Origin of the sequence: Haloterrigena salifodinae (genome assembly GCF_003977755.1) — an archaeon.
GTDB lineage: Archaea > Halobacteriota > Halobacteria > Halobacteriales > Natrialbaceae > Haloterrigena > Haloterrigena salifodinae.
Window position 1 is genome coordinate 384035 of record NZ_RQWN01000002.1, and the last position, 21139, is coordinate 405173.

Consider the following 21139-nt stretch of genomic DNA (forward strand, 5'->3'; position numbering starts at 1 on the left):
ATGACCCTCCCGTCGGATCGGTCTGACGACCGAGTAAGTAGACGTGCCGTGCTCGCCGCTGGAAGTACTGGAATCGCCGGTTCCGTAGCCGGCTGTATGGACCGCATTCAGCGACTCATCACCGGCGCCGCCAGCGATCAACTCTCGATAACCATCTTAACGCTACCCACGGACAACGATCGACAGGCGATCAAGATCGCCCGCCAACTCGAGGAAAACCTCAAGGCGGTCGGTATCAACGTCCGGATCGAGCCCCGCGCCGACGCCGAGTTGCTGCAGACGGTCTTGCTCGAGCACGACTTCGATTGTTACATCAGTCGCCACCCGGGCGGATACGACCCCGACTTTCTGTACGAGACGTTTCACTCGAAGTTCGCCCCCGAAGCCGGTTGGCAAAACCCCTACGGGTTCGTGGACACCAAGCTCGACGAGTTACTCGAGCGACAGCGCTCGACGACGGGGTCGGAACGGAAGGAAGCGATCGGTGAAGCGCTCGACCGATTGGCGCAAACGCATCCGATCGTGCCGATCTGCGTTCCCGACGAGCGGCGACTCGTCAGAACGGATCGGTTCGACGGCTGGGATGATCACCACCTCGGGACCCGACTCGGCTATCTCGGTCTCGAACCCGACGAGAACGACTTCGAGGACGAGGTCGTCCTGAACGCGGTGATCACCGACTCGAGCCCCTCGAGAAACATCAATCCCCTCGCCGCGGCGTACCGCTATCGGGGTCCGTTCATCGATCTGCTCTACGACTCGGTAGCGACCCGGGACGACGACGAACTCCGGCCGTGGCTCGCCGAGTCCTGGGAGTGGGACGAGTCGGTCGCGACGATCACGCTCCGATCGAACTGCCTGTTCCACGACGGCGAGCCGGTGACCGCCGACGACGTCAAGTTTACGTACGATCTTCTGGACGACACCTCGCTCGGCGACCGCGACGGGCAGTCGCCGGCGCCGAGATACCGCGGGGTGGGTGATGCCGTCGAATCGGTGACGGCCGTCGACGACCGAACCGTTCGGATGCGATTCGGGACGAGCGACGAGGTCGGCGAACTGGCCTTTACCGTCCCGATTCTCCCGAAACACATCTGGAAGACGGCGGTCAAAGACCGCCTCGAGAACGGCGCAGAGCCCATCCAGGGGACGTGGGATCTCGTGACCACCGAAGAGATTCCGCCGATCGGCAGCGGTCCGTTCGCGCTCACCGAGCAGGAGCCGCGCTCGCACCTTCGTTTCGAGCGCTTCGACGACCACTTCACCCGCCGCGGCTACGTCGACCTGCCGGAGCCCCGCGTCGACGAGATCGCCTTTCACGTCGAACCGAACAGTAGCGCGGCCGTCGACCAGCTCGAGGCGGGGAACGCCGACGTGACGGGCTCTATCCTCGGATCGGAGACGGTCGGAGACGTGCCGGACGGCCTCGAACTCGTCGAGTCCGAATCGTGGACGTTCTACCACATCGGGTTCAACGTCAGGAACTCGCCGTTCAGCAACCTCCACTTCCGACGAAACGTCGCGCGATTGATCGACAGGGAGTCGCTCGTGGCGGACGTCTTCAACGAGCAGGCGAGCCCGACCGTCACGCCAGTTACGGGGGAGTGGATTCCGGACGACCTCGAGTGGGACGGTTCGGCACCATACGCGCCCTTTTTCCGTGACGAAACGAACAGTGGGGATACGGGAGAACTGGACATAGAACAAGCGAAGCGCGAATTCGAACGACACGGCTTCCAGTACGACGAAGACGGAGAATACATCGTGAGGTCCTAATGCTCGCCGAGCTGTTGACGCAGGTAACGGTCATCATTGTCGTCCTGCTCGTCGGGTTCGTCCCCGTCTGTATCGGCCGACGCCGGTTGCGGGCGACCCGCCACGAGTGGCGGGACCGAATGCGAGAGGCCGCGCCCGTCGCGGGCATGGTGCTCGTCGTGTTACTCGCGAACCGGTTCACTCGACAGCGCTTGCCCGATATCTCCTGGGCGATCGACTGGAACCTGACGCCGACGTTTTACGCCATCGAGGGGGAGGCGATCATCTGGTTTCAGCAGTTCGCCAGCCCGCCGGTGACCCAGTACTTTTCGTTCGTCTACATCTACGGCTACGTCTTCATTCTGGTCTTCCCCGTGATCGCGTACTTCGCGCTGTCGGATACGCGCCCGCTCCGGGAGCTGCTGTCCGCGTACGCGCTGAACTACCTGATCGGACTGTTCCTCTACCTCCTGGTGATCGCCTACGGGCCGCGAAACATCATGCCCACCGCGATCGAGACCGTGCTGTACGATTTCCGCCCGCAGTATCAGTACCTGACGCAGGAGGTAAACCACAACACCAACGTTTTCCCGTCGTTGCACACCTCGCTGTCGGCGACGATCGCGATCTTCGCCTACCGAACCAGAGACGAGTACCCGATCTGGTTCGCCGTCGCGGCGCCGCTGGCGGCGAGTATCGCGGTGTCGACGATGTACCTGGGGATCCACTGGGCGATCGACGTCGTCGCGGGCATCACGCTCGCGGTCGGGACGGTGTACGCCGCCGACCGTCTCGTCGGCCGCTGGTCGCTCGCGGAGGACTTCGGCATCGAAGTCGACGAGTACGCGGCCCGGATTCGGCGGATCGCCGGAACGAGCGCGCCGACCGATCCCCCCTCGCCTGCCGAAGACGACGAGTACGGTGAGGCTGACGGGGCCGACGTCGAGGGTCCCTCGAGCGACGAGCCGTCGACGGGTCGTCGGTCGTAACGGGACGCGATCGGCGCCCGCGCACATTCGAGCGGTCGTTCGCGCTCGAGGCTCACTCCCGGATTTCGATCTCGGTCGCGGCGACGAGGCCGCGGTCGGCTGCGTCTTCTCGATTGACCCGCGCTGTGAGCGCGTAGCGTCCGGGATCGACGGGTTTCCACTCGTCCTCGGCGATCCGGATGCGCTGGGACCACTCGCGACGGAACCGCTTGCGCTCGCCGCGGGCGAAGGAAAACGCGTCGGGACGGTCGGGAACCGGGCGCTCGAGCCGCGAGGCGGCCGTCGCTCCGTTGACGGCCCAGACCCACCGCTCCGGGGAGTCGGTCCGCAGCCGGATCGGAAACGGGAGCCGGTTGCGGAACTCGACGCGGACGGCGACGGGGTCGCCGCGCTCGTAGACGTCGCGGTCGGTCGCGATCGAGACTTCGACGGCCCGCGTGCGGAGCGCGACGGGCACGAACGCGTGGCTGAACGCGTCCCAGTTGATCGTCCGACCGGTTCCGTCCGCGGTCGCCGCGGGCGCGAACGGATCGTCCGCGTCCCGCTCGAGCGCGTTCGAGTCGTCGACTCGTTTTCGCGTCATCGGTGTGGTGTCTCCGTCTCGGGGTCGTTCGGCAGGTGGTCCGCGTACGCGTCGTCGAACCGATGACAGGCGATTGAACGGTCGTCACCGTCGTCGCCGACCGGCTCGAGTCGCGGTCGATCGGTCTCGCACGGCGTCGCGAAGGCCGACGCGAGTCGCGTCCGCCCGTCGTCGATCTCGCCGGTCGCGACGGACTCGAGGGCGTCCGCGAGGACGCGTTCAGCGTCGTCGTCCTCGAGTTCGGCCGGGATATTGAATTCGTCGCGGATCGCCGCGGAAACGTTTTCGTCGGTCGTCGGAGCGGCGAGTACCGACTCGAGGCCGTTCTCGGCGTCGGCGAGCCGTTTCCGTAGACGACGGATCGCCCGGACCGTGTCGGACGCGAGGTCGTATTCGGCGGGCGAGAGCACTCTCGGACAGCGCGTGTGGAACCGACAACCCGACGGGCAGTCGCTGGGAGCGGGGACGGTGCCCTCGAGTACGATCCGGTCGCCCTCCCAGCGCGGATCGGGTTCGGGGATCGCCGAGCGGAGGGCCGCCGTGTAGGGGTGTGACGGACCGTCGAAAACCGCCTCGGTCGGGCCGACGTCGACTATCTTCCCGAGGTACATCACGGCGACTCGGTCCGCGACGTGGGCGACGACCGAGAGGTCGTGGGCGATGAAGAGGTAGGAGAGCCCGAACTCGTCCTGCAGATCGGCCAGCAGGTTGAGTATCTGGGCCTGGACCGAGACGTCCAGCGACGACACCGGTTCGTCCCAGACGACGAACTCGGGCTCGACGGCCAGCGCGCGGGCGATGGCGAGGCGCTGTTGCTGGCCGCCGGAGAACTCGTGGGGGTACCGCTCGGCGTGGCCCGGCGCGAGCCCGACGGTCTCGAGTAAGTCCCGGACGCGGGCGTCGCGCTCCGACGGCGGGACGACGTCGTGCACCCCGAGGGGTTCGCCGACGATGTCGCGGACGGTCAGCCGCGGGTTCAGGCTCGCGCCGGAATTCTGCGGGACGTACTGGACGTCCGTCCGGACCGCTCGGAGTTCGGATCGCGAGAGGGCAGTCAGGTCGGTGCCGCGGTAGGACACCGTGCCGGCGGTCGGCTCGGTGAGCCGGAGCAGCGAGCGGGCCAGCGAGCTCTTGCCGCAGCCGCTCTCGCCGACCAGTCCGAGTGTCTCCCCCTCGCGGAGTTCGAGGTCGACGCCGTCGACGGCCGTAACCGTGCGCCCGGAGCCGAACAGGCGATCGAGGAGGCCGTCGGCCGTCGCGTACTCCTTCTCGAGGCCCTCGACGCGGAGCAGCGGTTCGTCGTCGCTCACTCGGACTCACCCCGACCTTCGTCCTCGCCCCTGACGACGACGTCGTAGTCCAGCCCGTCCTCGAGGGCGCCGGTGTACTCGTGGCAGGCAGCGAGGTGGTCGTCGGGCGACGACTCGAGCGGCGTCGCGGTCGTCCCGGTCTCCGCGTCGACGAGCGACGGCTCGCGGGTCGCACAGCAGGACTCGGCGTACGGACAGCGCGGGTGGAACCGACAGCCCGTGGGGGGATCGATCAGGTCGGGCGCGGCGCCGGGAATCGTCGGCAGCCGATCGCGGTCGTCGCCGAGGCGGGGGATCGACGCCATCAGCCCGACCGTGTAGGGGTGTTTGGGATCGTAGTACAGGTCGTCGACGGATGCACGCTCGACGATCTGCCCGGCATAGACGACGAGCACGCGATCGCAGCGTTCGGCGACGACCCCGAGGTCGTGGGAGACGAACTGGATCGCCGTCTCGAACTCCTCGGCGAGTTCCTCGAGTAACTCGAGAATCTGGGCTTCGACCGTGACGTCGAGCGCCGTGGTGGGCTCGTCGCAGACCAGCAGGTCGGGCTCGCAGGACAGCGCCATCGCGATGACGATCCGCTGTTGCTGGCCGCCGGAGAATTCGTGGGGGTAGTCCGCGTAGCGGCGCTCGGCATCGGGAACGCCGACGCGCTCCAGGAGCTCGACCGTCCGTCGGCGGGCCTGCTCGTCGGTGACGTCCCTGTGGGCGCGGATCGCCTCGGCGATCTGTTCGCCGACGGAGTAGACGGGGTTGAGCGCCGTCTCGGGGTCCTGGAACACCATCGCGATCTCGTTGCCGCGGAGCGATCGCAGCTCCGAATCGGAGCACGCCAAGATGTTCCGCCCCCGAAAGCGGATCTCGCCGCCGACGATCTCGCCGGGGTCCTCGATCAACCCCAGCAGGGCGAGGCTGGTGACGGTCTTGCCGGCGCCGCTCTCGCCGACGAGCGCGAGGTGCTCGCCGCGTTCGATCTCGTAACTGATCCCGTCGACCGCGCGGACGACGCCGTCCTCGGTGTAGAACTGGACGACGAGGTCCTCGACTTCGAGCAGTGCCACGCTACCGGTGCCTCCGTTCGGCGGTCTCGCCCTGCGGATCGAGCGCGTCGTTGATCCCGTCGCCGACGAGGTTGATCGCCATCACGAACAGGAAGATCGCCAGCCCGGGGAAGACGGTGCGGTGCCAGTAGCCGGCGGCGATCGAATCGCGGCCGTTCGCGAGCATCGATCCCCACTCGGCGGTGCTCGGCTCGAGGCCGAGGCCCAGAAAGCCCAGCGCCGCGGCCGTCAGGACGACCGTCCCGACGTTCAGCGTCGCCTGGACGACGACGGGGGCGACGGCGTTCGGAACGACGTGTCTGGCGATGATGGTCCGGTCCGGCGTCCCGAGGGCCCTCGCGGCGGTGACGTACTCGCGTTCTTTCACCGAGAGGATCTCTCCCCGCAGCAGGCGGGCGTAGCCGATCCAGCCGGTCAGCGCGAGCGCGGCGACGATGTTCCAGTAGCCGCGACCGACGACCGCCACGATGGCGATCGCGAGCACCAGAAACGGGAACGCATAGAGGGTGTCGACGACCCGCATGACGAGTTCGTCGACCCAGCCGCCGAAGTAGCCGGCGATCGCGCCCAGCGGAATCCCGACGACCAGCGCGAGCGCGACGGCGACGACCCCGATGCTGAGGCTGAACCGCCCGCCGACGAGGACCCGGGAGAATAGGTCCCGGCCCGCCCAGTCGGTTCCGAAGGGGTGGGCCGCCGACGGTCCGGCGTTGGGCGGCCCGACGTACATCTCGGCGGGATCGTACGGCGCCAGCGAGAACGGCTGGATCGTGATCGTGTACTCGGCCGTCGAGAACGCGATCGGCCGGGCGAAGACCGCGACGACCGAGAGCGCCGCGATGATCGCGAGGCCGAGCACGGCCGTTCGGTTCGATCGAAAGCGGCGCCAGGCGCCCTCGAAACGGCCTCGAGACGTGGTCTCAGCGTCGTTCGATCGTTCGTCGGCCCAGGGATCGACGGCGGCGGCGCGGTCGGCCGCGACCGCCTCGTCGAACCCCTCGATGCGAATCCGGCCGCGGTCGGTCGTTGATCGATCCCGTGGTTCTCGTGTCATGGGTCGTGTATCACCGTTCGTATCTGATCCGCGGGTCAAGGACGGCGTAGACGATATCGACGAGCAGGTTCGCGAGGACGACCGAGACGGCGACGACCAGCACCGTCGCCTGGACGGTCGGGAGGTCGCGCTGTCCGATCGCGCCGACCAGGAGCCGCCCCACGCCGGGCCAGGAGAACACCTGCTCGACGACGACCGCGCCGTCGACGAGGAGGGTCAACTGGAGGCCGGCGACGGTGACGACGGCGATCAGGGAGTTGCGCAGGACGTGTTTGCAGATCACCGTCCGCTCGCGCAACCCCTTCGCGCGGGCGGTCCGGACGTACGACGCGTTCAGTTCCCGGAGCATCGACGAGCGCAGCAGGCGCGCGACGAGCGCGGCCGAGGCCGTCCCGAGCGTGATCGTCGGCAGGATCAGAAACCGCAGCGTCGCGGGGCTCAAAAGCGGCGCGTCAGGCGGAATGACTCGAAACCAGCCGAGGCGGACGCTGAAGACGAACAGAAGGACCAGCCCCAGCCAGAAGTTCGGCGTCGCGATACCGGCGAGGGCCGCAATGCGGCTGACCTCGTCGGCGGGTTCGCCCCGCTTGACGGCCGCGACGACCCCCGCCGGAATCCCGATCAGGAGCGAACAGAGCCACGCCGCGCCCCCGAGCACGAGCGTGTAGGGCAGTCGATCGGCGATCGTCGCCCCGACGTCGCGACCCGTGATCGGCGACCGGCCGAACTCGAGGACGAGCGCGTCGCGCAGCCAGAGCAGATACTGCTCCCAGACCGGGCGGTCGAGGTTGTACTCGGCTTTCAGCGACTCCCGGACGGCCGGGTCGACCTCTTGAAAGCCGAGCATGGCGTCGACCGGATCCCCTGGCGTCAGGTGGAGCAGCGAAAACGTCAGGGCCGTCACACCCAGCAGTACCGGGATCGAAACCAGCACCCGCTTTCGGACGTAGGTGGCCAGCGTCATTTGGAGCCGAGTTTCGAGCGGCGGTTAGCTGAAGTACTCGTCGACGATGCGCGCTTCGAACTCCGGATCGACGAAGGTCTCGTGGGTCGGGGAGATCGGCGTGTAGGCTACGGTGCCGGCGCCGTTGAACACGTCTTCGATGATTCGCTGGCGCGGGATGAGCCGCCCGATCCCGCGCCGGACCTTCGGATTGGAGAAGGGCTCGCGGTAGCTCGGATAGCCCAGGAAGTCGACGGCCGCGCCGGTCGTCCGGTCGACAACGAACCCGTCGTCGTCCTCGAACGCGTCGAGGCTCTCGTTCGGGAGGCCCGTGGTCAGGTGGATATCGCCCGTCTCGAGGGCGCCGCGGCGGGCCGACGATTCGGTGATGATCCGCATCGTCACGGTCTCGATCGGCGGCGTCTCGGGGACGCCGTTGCTCCCGTCGTGCCAGTGGTCTTCGTTGGCGACCAGCCGCCAGAGCCGGGCGGGCTCGTGCTCCTCGAACGCGTACGGGCCGGTTCCGACCGGTCGCTCGGAGATGTCGTGCGTGCCGTCCGCGACGGCTTTCGGGACGATCGGCACCTGCGCGATCGCTGTTTCCAGCGGCCCGTACGGCCGCCGGAGCGTGATCTCGATCTCGTGGTCGCCGAGGACGTCCGCGCTCTCGTACCAGGTGTACACGTCCCGTTCGCTGGGCGACCCCTCGTAGCGCTCGAGGGTCGCTTTGACGTCCGCGGCGGTAAACGGTTCGCCGGTGTGGAATTGGACGCCCTCTCGCAACTCGAATCGCCAGGTCAGTTTGTCGATCCGGTGCCAGTCGGTCGCGAGCAGCGGTTGCACGCTCCCGTCGAAGTCGATCTCGAGGAGCTGTTCGTAGAGCAGGCCGGTGGCCATGTACGAGACGTCGTCGGCCGCCCGGACCGGATCGTAGCTGTCGATCTTCGTCCCCGCGTCGCCGACGAGCTCGGTCCCGTCGGTGGCGAGTTCCGTGTAGACGCCGAGCGTCGGCGCGTAGATCGACTTGTACTCGTCGCCGGGGACCGGATACGTCCGGAACCCGTCGACCGCGTCGGCGCGGTAGGTGACGATCTCTTCGGGCGCGCGAACGAACGACAGCGGCGATTCCTCGACGAGGAGTCCCTGCAACTCCTCGTAGATCGTGACGCGCTCGTCCTCGTCGACGGTCGTGACGCCCTCGTCGATGAGTTCGTCGACCCGCTCGTTCTCGTAGTGGTTGATGTTGAGGCTGGTCGGAGTGAAACTGTCGGAGTGAAAGCCCGGATAGACGTACTGGTGTGGGTCCCAGCCGCCGATAAATCCCAGACAGACGAGCGCGTCCTCCTCGTTGGCGGCCATGTTGTTGACCAGATCGATGTAGGAGGTCCACTCGAGGGTCTCGAACGAGACGTCGAACAGATCGGTGTCGTCCAGTTCGTGTTGGACCAACTGCGCCCACCGCTTTCGTCCCTCGTTCTCGGCGTTCGAGTAAATCGTCGTCTCGACGGGCGGTTCGACGCTCGCCTCCTGAAAGCCCTCGAAGATGAGTTTCTCCGCGTCGCTCTCGAGTTCGACCCCAGGGTTGGTGCTGATACAGCCGGCCGCGCCGGCGATGCCGAACCCCCCCAGTCCGGCGAGCACCGATCGACGAGGGAATCGATCGGAATCTCCCTCACCAGTGTGTGCCATTGGTGACGGATACCCAGTCCGCTACTATATTCCTTGTTACCGAGCGCTCAGCTGCCCATTCAGTAACTATTAGTGATATCTAATCGATTCGAAACGACGGACTCGCCGGATGCGCGACGCCTACGAGTCGCCGTCCTCGTCGACGATGACGACCTCGCCGTCGACGACGTCGACGTTGATCAGCGTCTTGACGTCGTGGCCGGCGTCCGCGGCCTTGTTCTCGCCGCCGACCTTCTTGATGACCGCGACCGTGTCGATGACCTCGGCGCCGATCTCATCGAGGGCGTCGAGGACGGCCGCGAGCGTGCCACCCGTCGAGAGGACGTCGTCGAGGACGAGCACCTTCTCGCCCTCGCGGACGTCGTTGATGTACATCTCGTTCTCCGAGTAGCCGGTCTTCTGGGAGATGGCGACCTCGTCGTCGAGGCCGTACTGGCGCTTCCGGATGACGGTCAACGGGATGTCGGTCATCAGCGAGACCGCGGTCGAAATGTGGATCCCCATCGCCGCCGGCGTGACGATCCGATCGACGTCCTCGAGCTCCGCCTTCCGAATGATTCGGATGACGATTTCCCGGAGCAGGCCGGGGTCGAGTTTCGGCACGCCGTCGCTGATCGGGTGGACGAAGTAGTGGTAACCGTTTTTCTCGATGATTGGCGCCTCGAGAAGCGACCGCTTCAACTGATCCATGTCGTGGGTCGGACGGTAGCGGAGTAAAAGTTGACGATCCGCTCGAGCCGTGTGTCGGACCCCCACCGCGGGTCGGCGCGCCGGCGAGCGCTACTTATCGCTCGTGTAACTGAGTTCGGGCGGCTGATCGCCGTGGCCGAGCCGCATGTTCCGCTCGTGGTAGATGTGAGCGACCGCCGCCAGCGTGACCGTTACGGCGATGATCCCGGCCCACGTCAGATTGGACAGGAGCGTCAGCGGATAGATCTCGAGCCACAGCGCGGCCACCAGCGCGGAACTGATCGCCCCCAGCGAGAGGTACAGTTCCCGCCAGGCGAACTCGCGGCCGGGGACGATCTCCAGGTAGACGCTGATGTCCCGCGTTCGGTCAGTCGCCTCGATGACGCCCGTCTCGGAGTCAAAGACGAGGATCCCGGACTTGTCCATCTTCGGGAGGTGGGTCTGCTGGAGAGTCGTGTAGACGCGCTTTCGTTGTTCGGGCGTCACCTTCTCGGGGATCGTGTCGTACTCCCAGGCGGCGACCTGCTGGGCGAGGTCGCCGAGCGCGACGGGTCGTCCGTCCTGTTTCAGGTACTGCAACACGTAGCGTCGCCGCTGGTTGCGCAGCACTTCGAAGATTTCGCCCTTCGAAAGCGGATCGCTCTCCTCGGCGTCCGCCGGTTCGTCAGTCACGTCTGTACCGTCGGTTTCGTCGGGCCGCCGGTGCTGTTGTTGGGGCACGTCGAATCACCTCGTGGTGCCAATCGGGTACCGCTCGGCGCCGTCGGGGGCGATGACGGCGTCCCATCCCGCACTCGAACCACTAATTGAGACTGTTCGCATAGCTGTTACGTCGTCGCACGAACGCCTCGTATATAATTCTCTTGCCCCGCTTTTCCCGGTTTCGTAAACGTCAATTCGGTTATAACGAGTTGTTTCCGACGACCGCCGCGATCGAGTCGGCGATTTCGCCGCCCAGTTCCGCCTTCGTTCCCTCGTAGCGAGCGGCGTCGGCGTCGTGGACCAGCAGCGCCGCGGTCCGATCCGACCCCATCACGCTCGCGTCGTTGGCGACGACGAAAGCCAGCCCCGCGCGATCGAGCGTCTCGCGGGCCTTTTCGATCATCGCCGCCTCGTCGCCCGAGGTCTCGGTCTTGAAGCCGACGATCGGCAGGTCGGGTCGCGCCTCGCGGACCTCGTCGATGAGTTTCGGCGTCGGCTCGAGGTCGAGCGAGCGCTCCTGACCCGAGCGGATCTTCTCGTCGCTGCCATCGACGGTGTAGTCGCCGATCGCGGCCGCCGAAACCAGCGCGTCGGCGTCCGCACAGACCTCGCGGGTCGCCGCGAGCATCTCGCTCGCGCTCTCGACGTGCCGGACGGTGGCGTAGGAGAGGTTCCCGTCGCCGTCGGTCTCGGGCGGTCCGTCGCCGTTCCCGATCGGCCGCGGGCCGACGACGCCGTGGACCAGTGTCACCTCGGCGCCGCGAGCGTAGCAGGCCCTCGCGACCGCGCGTCCCATCTTCCCCGACGAGCGGTTCGTGATCACGCGCACGGGATCGATCGACTCGGCGGTCGCGCCGCTGGTGACGACGACATGCTCGCCCTCGAGCGATCGCTCGCCGGCCGCGCGGGCCACGTCGCAGACGATCGCCTCCTCGCTGGCGATCTTGGCCTTCCCCTCCTCTATGCGCGGGTCGACGAAGTCGACGCCCCACTCGGCGACGGTGTCGATGGCCTCGAGGACGCCGGGGTGGTCGTACATCGGTTCGTGCATCGCGGGGGCGATGACGACCGGCGTGTCGGCGCCGAGCGCGGTCGTCGCGCAGGTCGTCACGGGCGTATCGTCGACCGCGCCGGCGATCTTGCCGACCGTGTTCGCCGTCGCCGGCGCGATCAGGAACACGTCGGCCCAGCCGTCGTTGCCACAGAGGTCGACGTGCTCGACGCTGCCGGTGATCTCGGTGACGACCTCGTTGTCGGTGGCGAACTCCACGGCCCAGGGGTGAATGATCCCCTGCGCACTGTCGGTCATGACGCCGCGCACCTCGGCCCCCTGTCGTCGCAACTCGTGGGCCAGTTCGACCGTCTTGACGGCCGCAATCGACCCCGTCACTCCGAGCGCGACGTTGACTCCCTCGAGCATTTGTCTGCTATTCTCTCTCGATGTGTGTTAAGCGTAGCGAGGCGGTTCCGGAGCTACGCTTCCGGGACGAGGTCGACCCGGTCGGCGAGCCACTCGAGGGCCCGATCGACGGTCTCGGGATCGGTACCGGTCACCTTCAAGCGGTTTCGCCGCTCCGTGTCCGGATAGCTGCCGATCGTCACGTCGAAGCGCTCGCGAGCGTCAGCGATCGCGTCGACGACCGACGCCTCCGGCTGCGGCGTGTATACGGTCCTCGAGACGGCGTCGCCGCTAAATTCCCCGGCGACCCGCTCGAACAGCGCTTTCAGCTCCGCGGGCACGCCCGGGAAGGCATACACGTTCCCGAGGACGCAGCCGGGACAGAGCCCCTCCGGATTGAGCAGCGGTCGGCTCCCGGCGGGCAGCGCCGCCCAGGCGTCGACGTCGAAGTCGAGCTCCTCGGGCGCGACCGACTCGGGATCGAGATCGCGGTACTCCGCGACGGTCTCGTGGACGTCTCGGCGGACGGACTGGTCGACGACGAGTTCGCGATCGAACGCATTCGCGAGGGAATCGGCGGTGACGTCGTCGTGAGTACCGCCGAGCCCGCCGGTCACGATCACGGCGTCGAGGGCGTCCGTCCACTCTCGGATCGTCGCCGCGATGCGGTCGCGGTCGTCGGGGAGGGTGAGAATCCGATCGACGGTCGCGCCGCGATCGGTCAACCGGCTCGCGAGCCACTTCGCGTTCGTATTCGCGATATCGCCGGCGAGCACTTCGTCGCCGACGGTGAGAATGGCGACATCCATCGAGCGAATCGACGCGGAGAACGGCAAAAAGAGTGGCGTCGAGTCGGTTCGCTACCGGCCGGATGGAGACAGCGGATTCGACACCTCGCTCGTGACGTACTCGTGGCGTTTGCCCCGTAGTCGCATCGCCGTCAGCGCCTTGTGCGTCGCCGGCCCGTCGAACAGCGCGCGTTCGTCGCGCTGAATCCGCTCGTCGGGGATGTCCCCGTCGGCGCGAAGTTCCGCGAACGCTCGCTCGCACTGCTTGCGGACCCGTGTCCAGCACGCTCGCTCGTCGACCGCGAGTTCGTGACAGACCGTCGCGACGAGTTCGGCGAGGTGGTTCTGGAAGAGCGCGTAGTACAGCTTCCGGTGGAGATCGGCCTCGTCGTCGGCCTCGAGGTCCGAATCCGGATACGGCTCGAGCGAGAGTCCGCGGGTCTCGAGCCGTCGGCCGTGAACCCGAATGCCGCCGAGGTCCCGGACCAGCGTCGCCGTCGGGGTCGCGTCCGTGGCGTCGAAGACGACCAAGCTGTTCTGGAGGTGGCTCTCGAGGGCGATGCCGTACGCCGAGCACAGCCACAACTGGTCGGGAACGACGACCGCGGTGTAGCGCTCGAGGAACGCGAGCGCGGCGTCCGCCCCGTCCGAGTGCCCGGTCGCCGCGCCGTACTGCTCGATAAGGTCACAGACGAGCGGGCGGCCGGAGATCGGGGAGTCGGCGACGAGGCTCGAGGCGACGACGGGGGACGCGTCGTCCGGGCCGTTCCGGACGAGCGGGTGCGCTGTGGGATTCGTCCGCAGCAGTCCCGACAAGTGCCGAGCGTCGTCGTACGCCTCGCCGCACGGATGGGGGCCGCCGGGCGCGTGGTAGCAGGTCGCCGCGGGTTCGGCCAACAGCCCCAGCGACTCGAAGGACTCCCGCTCCGCGATCGTCGTCACGATGTCGGTAACTCGCGGCCCGTTGGCCACGGCCTGGGGCGACAGCGTCCGCACGACGTTGGTCGTCTGGACGGGGATCGCCAGTTTGAGGTGGGGCAGCGGGCCATCGAAATGATCCGTTCGGTTGGAGTCGTACGGAACCACCGTGCGGAGATTCAGCTGCGGCGTCGCCGGGTGTGCGTAGTCGGGAAACGGAACGACGCGACCGTCGTCGATTCGGTCGGCGTAGCGGTCCGGAACCGTCCGGTGATACTGGAGAGGATGGACGGGAACGACGGCGTACGCGTCGGGGTCGCGGTCCGTCGGCAGCGCTCGCTCGAGGGCGCCCTCGAGGCCGTCGAACGTCGCGAACAGCCGATCGGTCAGACGGTCTCCCGCCTCGGCGACGTTTCGCTCGCCCCCGTCCGACCGGTCGCCGACGCTCGTCTCGAGGACGTGCTCGCGGTCGATCGCGACGAACCGGAGATCGATCCGGTCGGTGAACTCGGGCGCGTAGGCCAGCCCCTCCGCCGGGGTCATTCCGCGTCGGATCTTGCCGCTCGGATGGAACGGGTGGCCGTCGGTGACGATCCGCTCGAACGCGGCGGCGTAGTCGGCCGCCGGAATGCCGTCCGCGACGGCCTCGAGCGGTGATCGGTCCGCGCCGCCGTCGCGAGCGACGGTCCGCGCGTGAACGTCGCCGGCCAGTCGTGCGAGCGCGAGATTGGCGACGCTCTCGGCCACCTCCCCGCGGATCCGCTCGGCCTGTTCGGCGTCGCTGAACGCCCCCTCGCACTCGAGGAGCGGAACGAGATCCGCGGGGTGGGTCAGTTCCGTGAGGGTCCCTTCGGTCCATCGATAGAGGGCGCCGACCGGCCGGAACCGGTCGTAGCCGTGTCGACGTGCGATCGGGACGAACAGAACGGACCCGGAGTCGGAACACGGGACGACGGCGAGTCGACAACAGGATTCGGGAACCGCCGCGACGAGGTCGTCGACGACCGATTCGAGAGGGTCGCCTTCGAGTATCGAATCCGCCGCCGAAATTCGGTCCGTGTCCGCCGAGACCGACTCGAGGTCGACGAATCGAGCCGCGGGAAACCCGGCCGGATCGCCGCGGAGTATCCCGCGGGCGAATCGGTGGCAGATTTCGCGTCGGGCGCCCTCGAGGGCCTCGAGATAGGCGTCCCCGCCCGGTCGCGAGAGGTCGTGCGTCCGAGCGTATCTGGCGGCGGCGCCGACGGTCGCCCGTTCGGCCGCCGTGCGGAGGGTGGGGCGGTCGCGGTCTCCGCGCTTCGCCCCGGTCATAGTAGAGCCACGACGAACCGGTCCTTCCACGCGGCACGCTGTTAACTCACCGGGTGGCGATACACTGGTCGCGACCGCGTGGCCGTCCGACCGCCGTCAGTCCTCGTCGTCGACGTCGACGCTCGGGTGCATCGTCGGCCGTTCGTCCAACGGCTCCGCGAACGCCTCGAGCATCGTCTCTCGAGCCTGCTCGTCGCGTTCCCGGCGTTCCGACTCGTCGATCTCCTCACAGCCCGGCGGCACGTCGCGGTCGCGGCCGGTGAAGTAGCCCTCCGGGACGACCCAGTCGTGGTAGAGGTTCGCGTCCGAGTCGTGGATGACCGCGAGGCCAACCTTCGCCCCGTGGCCGGCCGCGACGATCGTCTGGTGGGGTTCGTCGGCGATCCGGCCCGCGGCGTAGACGCCGTCGACGGCCGTCCGGCCACCTCGGTCGACGTCGACGAAGTGTTTGCTCCCGCGCTGCATGCGCCCGACGTCCAGCGGGACGAGGTACTCGCTGTCCGACCACGAGGCGGCGATAATGCGGCGCGTTTCGACGGGGTCGCCGCCCTCGGTCTCGAGGACGAATCCCTGCTCCAAGTCCGTTTCGTCGCCGGTTTCACCGGCTTCTCGCGATTCCGACGGAATCGCGCCGTCGACCGGTACGGCGCGAGTCACGCGCCCGAGTTCGAACTCGGCGCCCGCGTTCCTCGCCTGGTCGCGGCTCAGTTGCAGGTACCGGCGGGCGTCGACGCCGTCGGGGTACCCGGGGTAGTTCTCGAGGCTGGCGTTTCGCGCGAGGATGGATTCGCCCCCGTCGATGACGAGGGTGTCCAGACCCGCTCGAGCGGTGAAGATCGATGCGGCGAGGCCGGCGACGCCGCCGCCGACGATACAGACGTCTCGCATGGGGGTCCGTTACCTGGCGGCGGTATAGAAGGTTGCCGTCTCGGGTTCGGCGCGGGACGAAGACGGAGCGAAAACGAGTTCCGGAACCGCAGGACCGTCGGGCGACCGTCAGTCGTCGGCCACGCCGGGTCCGCTGCTGGCGCCGACGTCCGGCGTCTGCAGCACCGTCACGTCGGTGTCTCGGCCGAGCGGCTCGAGACGGACGCTCGAGATCTTGTACTCGGGGATGCCGGCCTGCGGGTCGAACGTCTCCTGGGTGAGTTTGTTGACCGCGCCGGCCGCGAAGTGCATCGGGATGAACAGCGTCCCGTCACCGACGCGGTCGGTGACCTGTGCCTTCACGGCGATCTCGCCGCGCCGGGACTCGACGCGGACGTACTCGCCGTCGCTGACGCCGAGTTCGTCGGCCGTCGACGGGTTGATCTCGACGAAGCTCTCGCCGACGTGGCTCATCAGCCCCTCGACGCGGCGGGTGATCTGGCCGGTGTGCCAGTGGTAGAGCACCCGGCCGGAGGTGAGCGTGAGCGGGTAGTCCTCGTCGGGGAGTTCCCCGGGGTGGCCCCCGTCGGCGGGCACGAACCGCGCCTTGCCGTCGTCGAAGTTGAACTCGCCCTCCTCGTAGTCGTAGAGGTACGGCGTGCCGGGGTGGTCCTCGTCGGGGACCGGCCACTGGAGCCCGTGCTCGTCGCCCTCCTCGAGTCGCTCGTAGCTGACCCCGCCGTAGATGGGAGTGAGGTCGCTGATCTCATCCATGATCTCGCGCGGGTGGTCGTAGTTCCACTCGTAGCCGAGACGGCGCGCCAGCGCCTGCGTGATCTGCCAGTCCTGTCGCGCGTCGCCCGGCGGCTCCGCGGTCGGCCGGACCCGCTGGATCCGGCGCTCGGTGTTGGTGAACGTGCCGTGTTTCTCCGGCGAGGTCGCTGCCGGCAGGATCACGTCGGCGTGCTCGGCGGTCTCGGTCATGAAGATGTCCTGGACGACCAGGAACCCGAGGTCCGCGAGCGCCTCGCCGGCGTGTTCGACGTCGGGTTCGGAGAGCGCCGGGTTCTCGCCGACGACGTACAGCCCCTCGAGGTTGCCTTCGTGGGCCTCCGCGAGCATTTCGGGCACCGTGAGGCCGGGCTCCTCGGGCGGTCGATCGCCCCACTCCGCTTCGAACTTCTCGGCGACGTCCTCGTCGGACGGGTCCTGGTAGCCGGGCAGGCTGCCGGGGAGTGTCCCCATGTCGCCGCCGCCGCCCTGAACGTTGTTCTGGCCGCGGAACGGCGAGAGGCCGGCGCCGGGCTTCCCTAACTGACCGAGCACCAGCGCGAGGTCGGCCATCGCGAGCAGGTTCTCGGTGCCGGTGCTCTGCTGGGTCATCCCCATCGCCCAGCCGAAGACGACCGACTCGGCCTCGGCGAGGGTCTCGGCGGCCTCGGCGAGGTCGTCCGGCGAGACACCGGCCAGTTCCTCGACCTTCTCGGGGGTGAAGGCCTGGACCTTTTCCTTCAGTTCCTCGAAGTTCTTCGTGTTGCGTTCGATGAACGCCTCGTCGTGGTGATCGTGTTCGATAATGTAGCGGATGAGCCCGTTGAGCCACGTCACGTCGTAGCCGGGGTTGGTCCGCACGTAGTGGTCGGCGTGCTCGGCGATGTCGACCTTCCGCGGGTCGAAGACGACGAGGTCGGAGCCCTCGCGGACGTTCTGCTTGATACGCGTCGCGAGGACGGGGTGTGACTCCGTGGTGTTCGAGCCGCTGATGAGGTAGGCGTCGGCCTCGCCGACGTCCTCGTTGATGCGGTTGGTCATCGCGCCGAAGCCGACCGTCTGCTGGAGCGCCGCAACCGTCGAGGAGTGACAGAGCCGCGCGCAGTTGTCGATGTTCTTCGTCCCCAGGACCTGTCTGGCGAACTTCTGGACGAGGTAGGCCTCCTCGTTGCTGCCCTTCGAGGAGGCGAGACAGCCGACTGCGTCGATACCGCGCTCGTCCTGGATGGCGGTCAGCCGCTCGGCGACCAGATCGAGGGCCTCGTCCCAGGAGGCCTCCTCGAGTTCGCCGTCGTCGTTACGGATCAGCGGGCTGGTCAGCCGGTTCTCGCTGTTGGCGAACTCGTGACCGAACTTGCCCTTCACGCAGGTCGAGAAGTCGTTGGCGGGCGCGTCCGCGGGGTCGTCGACCGGTTCGACACCGAGCGTGTCGCCGTCCTCGCCCCACATCTCGAAGCGACAGCCGACGGCGCAGAAGCCGCAGGTCGTCTCTTCCGTGTCGATCTTGTCGAGCTGGTGGTTGCCGACCGCCTCGGCGATATCGAACATGTACCGTTCGGGGAGCACGTTCGCGGCGATCCCTTCGGCGGTGTGTTCGGCCGCGAGGAACGCCTGCTTCCCGTACTCGCTGGCGGCGTCGGCGGCCTTCTCCTTGGCCCGTTCCATGAACCCGGCGATACCGCGCTTCTGGGCGTTCATGGTCGCGCTGGCGCCGACCGAGACGTCGCCGCCGGGATTCGGCGACCGGTTCGGCGCGGTCGTGTCGTCGAGCGTTTCCGCGTCCTCGCCGTCGAGGACCGTCCCGATCGAATTGCGCTGGGTGAATCCGGGCAGCGGAAGCGTCGCAGCGCCGCCGATGCCCTTCTCAGTCAGCGCGCCAGTCGGACAGACCGTCGCGCAGTGGCCACAGGAGACGCAGTCGGAGTCGGCCATCGTCTCGGCGTCGGACTGGAAGCCGATGCGCGTGTCCTCGCCGTGGCCCTCGATGCGGAGGACGCCCTCTACCTGCACGTCGTTACAGCCCTCGACGCAGCGGTTACAGAGGATACACTTGTTGCGGTCGATCTGGATGAACGACGAGGTGTCGTCGAGGGGTTCGTACTGATCGCGGTCGTCGAAGACGCCGTACCGCGGGTGATCGACGCCCTCGCTGATCGCCGTCGCCTGCAGTTCGCAGCGGCCGTTGCCGTTGCAGGTCGTACAGCGGAGGTTGTGGTTCGAGAGCAGCAGGTCGAGGTTAACGCTGCGGCTCTCCTCGGCGTCGGGGGTGTCCGTCTCCACGGTGAGCCCCTCCTCGGCCGGGAACGAGCAGGACGGGACGAGCCCGTGCTCGTCGGTCTCGACCATGCAGGTCCGACACTCGCTGCGCGGCCCGATCTCGTCGCCACAGTCGCTATCTCGGTCGTAGTGACAGAGCGCGGGGACATCGGTGTCGTCTTCGTCGTCGATGCCGTCGACGCCGGAGCCGACGCTGACGACGTCGTCGTCGACGGCCTCCATCGCCTCGATGACCGTCGAGCCCGGCGGGACGGTCACCCGCTCGCCGCCGACCGTCAGGGTCGTCAGCTCGTCGCCGCGGGTGCCGGCCTCGGGATCGTTCGCGGTCCCGGTCTCGAACTCGGCCGTAACCGGCGTCTCCGCTCGCGGGTCGCTGAGATCCGGAACGCCCGGAAGCGCCTCGTTCGCGTTCGTGTCTGTCTTCGCGTCGGTGTTCAGGTTCGTACTCATAGGTTCTCGGTACAGGTGCCGCTGGGACAGCGGCCGTCGGTGTGCGCGCGGAACTCCGGTTCGAACGCGTCCATCGCCGTGAGCACCGGCCGCGGCGCGCGGGCGCCGATCCGGCAGTTGCTCGTACGCGACATGACGCGTCCGAGCTCGCGGATCGCGTCGCTCTCGAGCGAGCCGTCGTAGACGGCCCGCAGGAGTTCCGTCAGCTGTTTCGTTCCCTCGCGGCCGGGGACGCACCGGCCGCTGTTCTCGGTGGCGGCGAACCGCGCCCGCTCGCCGGCGGTCGCGACCGCACACCGCTGGTCGTTCAGCAGTTCGATCGCGCCCTCCGTCCCGAGGTCGGCCGCGGTCAGCGCGTCGGCCGTCGCGGGCACGTCCAGCGACTCGGTGAGTCCACCGAGGACGCCGCCGACGCAGGCCATCTTGAACGAGCCCTCGAGGTCGACGACCTCGCGGGCCACCTTGAGGGCGTCCTCGGGCCCGAGTTCGACGGTCGCCGGCGACGCCACGTCGCCGGTGACGGTGAACAGGCGGGTCCCGGGGTCGCGGCCGGTCTCGTCGGCGGTGGACGCGCCGTCCGTCTCGTCCGTCAGCAGTCGCCGCACCTGCAGCACCGTCCGGACGGAGTGGATCGCCGTCGGGCGGCCGTATAACCCGTGGACCGCCGGCGACGGCGGCTGTCGCCGCGGTTCGATTCGGTCGTTGCCCTCGAGGGCCTCGAGCGCCGCGGTCGGCGCGCCGGCGCGGTACTCGTCGGGTCCGGCGACCAGTTGCGGGACGACGGGAAGCACGTCGTCAGCAGCGTCGATGGCGGCCGTCAGGTGGCGGTGGAGGGCGGCGTCGGTCTCGTCGACGAACAGCACCGCGTCCTCGGCGCCGACGTGTTCGGCGATCGACGCGAGTCCGTCGAGGACGGCGATCGGCGCGGCCGCGAGCAGCGTCCGGTCGACGTGCTGGCGGTCGTCGGCGTCGTTGGCGTTGACGACGACGATCGGATCGCCGTCGGTTTCGCGGACCGTCGCCCACGTCTCGCCGACGTTCTCGTTCGCGGTCGCGTCTCCGCGACCGCGGCCGAGCAGTCCGGCGTCGCCGACGTCCCCCGCGTCCCGGTCGGTCGAGACGAGGTCGTAGTCCTCGGGGACCAGCGGATTCACCCACCCGCACGGGCCGAGGACGTCGCGGCGGCCGACGGACAGCGGGCCGCGCTCGGGGGCGGGAAGCGACCCCGTTTCCGGGTCGTGTTCGACGACCGCGGTGGCCTCGTCTGGCAGGAGATCGCCGTCCTCGAGGGCGGCGACGACGTCTGCGACCGTCGATCGGTCCGGATCGGGGTGGAACGCCGTCCGGCCGTCGACAGTGGCGAGCACCAGCGGCTCGACCGCATCGATTCCGGTCGGTCCGGTCCGGACGACCGGAACGGCGTCGGCTGTACTACGGGCCGTCTCGTACGCGGTCTCGCGGTCGCCGGTCGGGTCGGTCGCGACCCGGAGGACCGTCGATCGCTCGACCGCGCGCGTATCAGTCATCGGTACCATTTCTCGTTCGAGTCATTTCAGTTTCCGTATTCACGAAGGCCACA

At 68.0% G+C, this 21139-nt stretch carries 16 protein-coding genes; 2 read left to right on the top strand and 14 right to left on the bottom strand.

Translation table 11 applies throughout. The features are described 5' to 3' along the window. Positions 1-96 precede the first annotated feature (96 nt). Together EH209_RS10720 and EH209_RS10725 are read left to right on the top strand one after the other, a co-directional pair. Positions 97-1776, top strand: coding sequence for an ABC transporter substrate-binding protein (locus EH209_RS10720; RefSeq protein ID WP_126662900.1), 1680 nt, complete (start codon positions 97-99; stop codon positions 1774-1776). After that, the gene (locus EH209_RS10725) at positions 1776-2744 is read left to right on the top strand and encodes a phosphatase PAP2 family protein (protein ID WP_126662901.1); all 969 of its coding nucleotides are present in this window, start codon (positions 1776-1778) and stop codon (positions 2742-2744) included. The genes EH209_RS10720 and EH209_RS10725 overlap by 1 nt, the downstream gene beginning before the upstream one ends. Before the next feature lie 52 nt (positions 2745-2796). Here the strand turns inward: EH209_RS10725 and EH209_RS10730 are convergent, their stop codons facing one another. The 14 genes from EH209_RS10730 to EH209_RS10795 form a co-directional block, all read right to left on the bottom strand. Then, positions 2797-3327 carry a hypothetical protein gene (locus tag EH209_RS10730; RefSeq protein ID WP_126662902.1) on the bottom strand — a complete coding sequence of 177 codons (531 nt, stop codon included), beginning with the start codon at positions 3325-3327 and terminating at the stop codon, positions 2797-2799. Next, the gene (locus EH209_RS10735) at positions 3324-4637 is read right to left on the bottom strand and encodes an ABC transporter ATP-binding protein (RefSeq protein ID WP_126662903.1); all 1314 of its coding nucleotides are present in this window, start codon (positions 4635-4637) and stop codon (positions 3324-3326) included. Before EH209_RS10735 ends, EH209_RS10730 begins: the two co-directional genes overlap by 4 nt. Further along, positions 4634-5701, bottom strand: a complete 1068-nt coding sequence (locus tag EH209_RS10740; RefSeq protein WP_126662904.1) for an ABC transporter ATP-binding protein — start codon at positions 5699-5701, stop codon at positions 4634-4636. The genes EH209_RS10735 and EH209_RS10740 overlap by 4 nt, the downstream gene beginning before the upstream one ends. Before the next feature lies 1 nt (position 5702). Then, the gene (locus EH209_RS10745) at positions 5703-6755 is read right to left on the bottom strand and encodes an ABC transporter permease (protein ID WP_126662905.1); all 1053 of its coding nucleotides are present in this window, start codon (positions 6753-6755) and stop codon (positions 5703-5705) included. Between the two features lie 10 nt (positions 6756-6765). Continuing rightward, on the bottom strand, positions 6766-7719 hold the full coding sequence (locus tag EH209_RS10750) for an ABC transporter permease (RefSeq protein WP_126662906.1): 954 nt from the start codon (positions 7717-7719) through the stop codon (positions 6766-6768). Positions 7720-7743: 24 nt separating this feature from the next. Next, entirely contained in the window at positions 7744-9387 is a 1644-nt protein-coding gene (locus EH209_RS10755; RefSeq protein ID WP_126662907.1) for an ABC transporter substrate-binding protein, read from the bottom strand. Between the two features lie 120 nt (positions 9388-9507). Next, complete coding sequence (gene hpt / locus EH209_RS10760) at positions 9508-10077, bottom strand: hypoxanthine/guanine phosphoribosyltransferase (protein ID WP_126662908.1); 570 nt, start codon at positions 10075-10077, stop codon at positions 9508-9510. Positions 10078-10167: 90 nt separating this feature from the next. Then, the gene (locus EH209_RS10765) at positions 10168-10797 is read right to left on the bottom strand and encodes a DUF7344 domain-containing protein (protein WP_211338346.1); all 630 of its coding nucleotides are present in this window, start codon (positions 10795-10797) and stop codon (positions 10168-10170) included. Positions 10798-10978: 181 nt separating this feature from the next. Next, positions 10979-12199, bottom strand: a complete 1221-nt coding sequence (coaBC, locus tag EH209_RS10770; protein ID WP_126662909.1) for a bifunctional phosphopantothenoylcysteine decarboxylase/phosphopantothenate--cysteine ligase CoaBC — start codon at positions 12197-12199, stop codon at positions 10979-10981. Positions 12200-12252: 53 nt separating this feature from the next. Further along, positions 12253-12987: a competence/damage-inducible protein A gene (locus EH209_RS10775; RefSeq protein ID WP_126662910.1), complete on the bottom strand. Its 735-nt coding sequence runs from the start codon at positions 12985-12987 to the stop codon at positions 12253-12255. A gap of 51 nt (positions 12988-13038) precedes the next feature. Then, positions 13039-15195 (bottom strand): IucA/IucC family protein, encoded by a 2157-nt coding sequence (locus EH209_RS10780; protein WP_126662911.1) that lies wholly within the window; start codon positions 15193-15195, stop codon positions 13039-13041. A 96-nt stretch (positions 15196-15291) separates the two neighbouring features. Then, positions 15292-16083, bottom strand: coding sequence for an NAD(P)/FAD-dependent oxidoreductase (locus EH209_RS10785; RefSeq protein WP_126662912.1), 792 nt, complete (start codon positions 16081-16083; stop codon positions 15292-15294). Positions 16084-16191: 108 nt separating this feature from the next. Further along, positions 16192-19560 (bottom strand): formate dehydrogenase subunit alpha, encoded by a 3369-nt coding sequence (gene fdhF, locus EH209_RS10790; RefSeq protein WP_126662913.1) that lies wholly within the window; start codon positions 19558-19560, stop codon positions 16192-16194. Then, positions 19557-21086, bottom strand: a complete 1530-nt coding sequence (locus EH209_RS10795; protein ID WP_126662914.1) for an NADH-ubiquinone oxidoreductase-F iron-sulfur binding region domain-containing protein — start codon at positions 21084-21086, stop codon at positions 19557-19559. Before EH209_RS10795 ends, fdhF begins: the two co-directional genes overlap by 4 nt. Between the last annotated feature and the right edge of the window lie 53 nt (positions 21087-21139).

Bases quoted from the DNA above. Each gene is read 5' to 3' on its own strand.
- EH209_RS10785 (WP_126662912.1), bottom strand. From the start codon at position 16,083: ATGCGAGACGTCTGTATCGTCGGCGGCGGCGTCGCCGGCCTCGCCGCA.
- EH209_RS10780 (WP_126662911.1), bottom strand. From the start codon at position 15,195: ATGACCGGGGCGAAGCGCGGAGACCGCGACCGCCCCACCCTCCGCACG.
- EH209_RS10730 (WP_126662902.1), bottom strand. From the start codon at position 3,327: ATGACGCGAAAACGAGTCGACGACTCGAACGCGCTCGAGCGGGACGCG.
- coaBC (WP_126662909.1), bottom strand. From the start codon at position 12,199: ATGCTCGAGGGAGTCAACGTCGCGCTCGGAGTGACGGGGTCGATTGCG.
- EH209_RS10755 (WP_126662907.1), bottom strand. From the start codon at position 9,387: ATGGCACACACTGGTGAGGGAGATTCCGATCGATTCCCTCGTCGATCG.
- fdhF (WP_126662913.1), bottom strand. From the start codon at position 19,560: ATGAGTACGAACCTGAACACCGACGCGAAGACAGACACGAACGCGAAC.
- EH209_RS10745 (WP_126662905.1), bottom strand. From the start codon at position 6,755: ATGACACGAGAACCACGGGATCGATCAACGACCGACCGCGGCCGGATT.
- EH209_RS10795 (WP_126662914.1), bottom strand. From the start codon at position 21,086: ATGACTGATACGCGCGCGGTCGAGCGATCGACGGTCCTCCGGGTCGCG.
- EH209_RS10775 (WP_126662910.1), bottom strand. From the start codon at position 12,987: ATGGATGTCGCCATTCTCACCGTCGGCGACGAAGTGCTCGCCGGCGAT.
- EH209_RS10725 (WP_126662901.1), top strand. From the start codon at position 1,776: ATGCTCGCCGAGCTGTTGACGCAGGTAACGGTCATCATTGTCGTCCTG.
- EH209_RS10720 (WP_126662900.1), top strand. From the start codon at position 97: ATGGACCGCATTCAGCGACTCATCACCGGCGCCGCCAGCGATCAACTC.
- hpt (WP_126662908.1), bottom strand. From the start codon at position 10,077: ATGGATCAGTTGAAGCGGTCGCTTCTCGAGGCGCCAATCATCGAGAAA.
- EH209_RS10750 (WP_126662906.1), bottom strand. From the start codon at position 7,719: ATGACGCTGGCCACCTACGTCCGAAAGCGGGTGCTGGTTTCGATCCCG.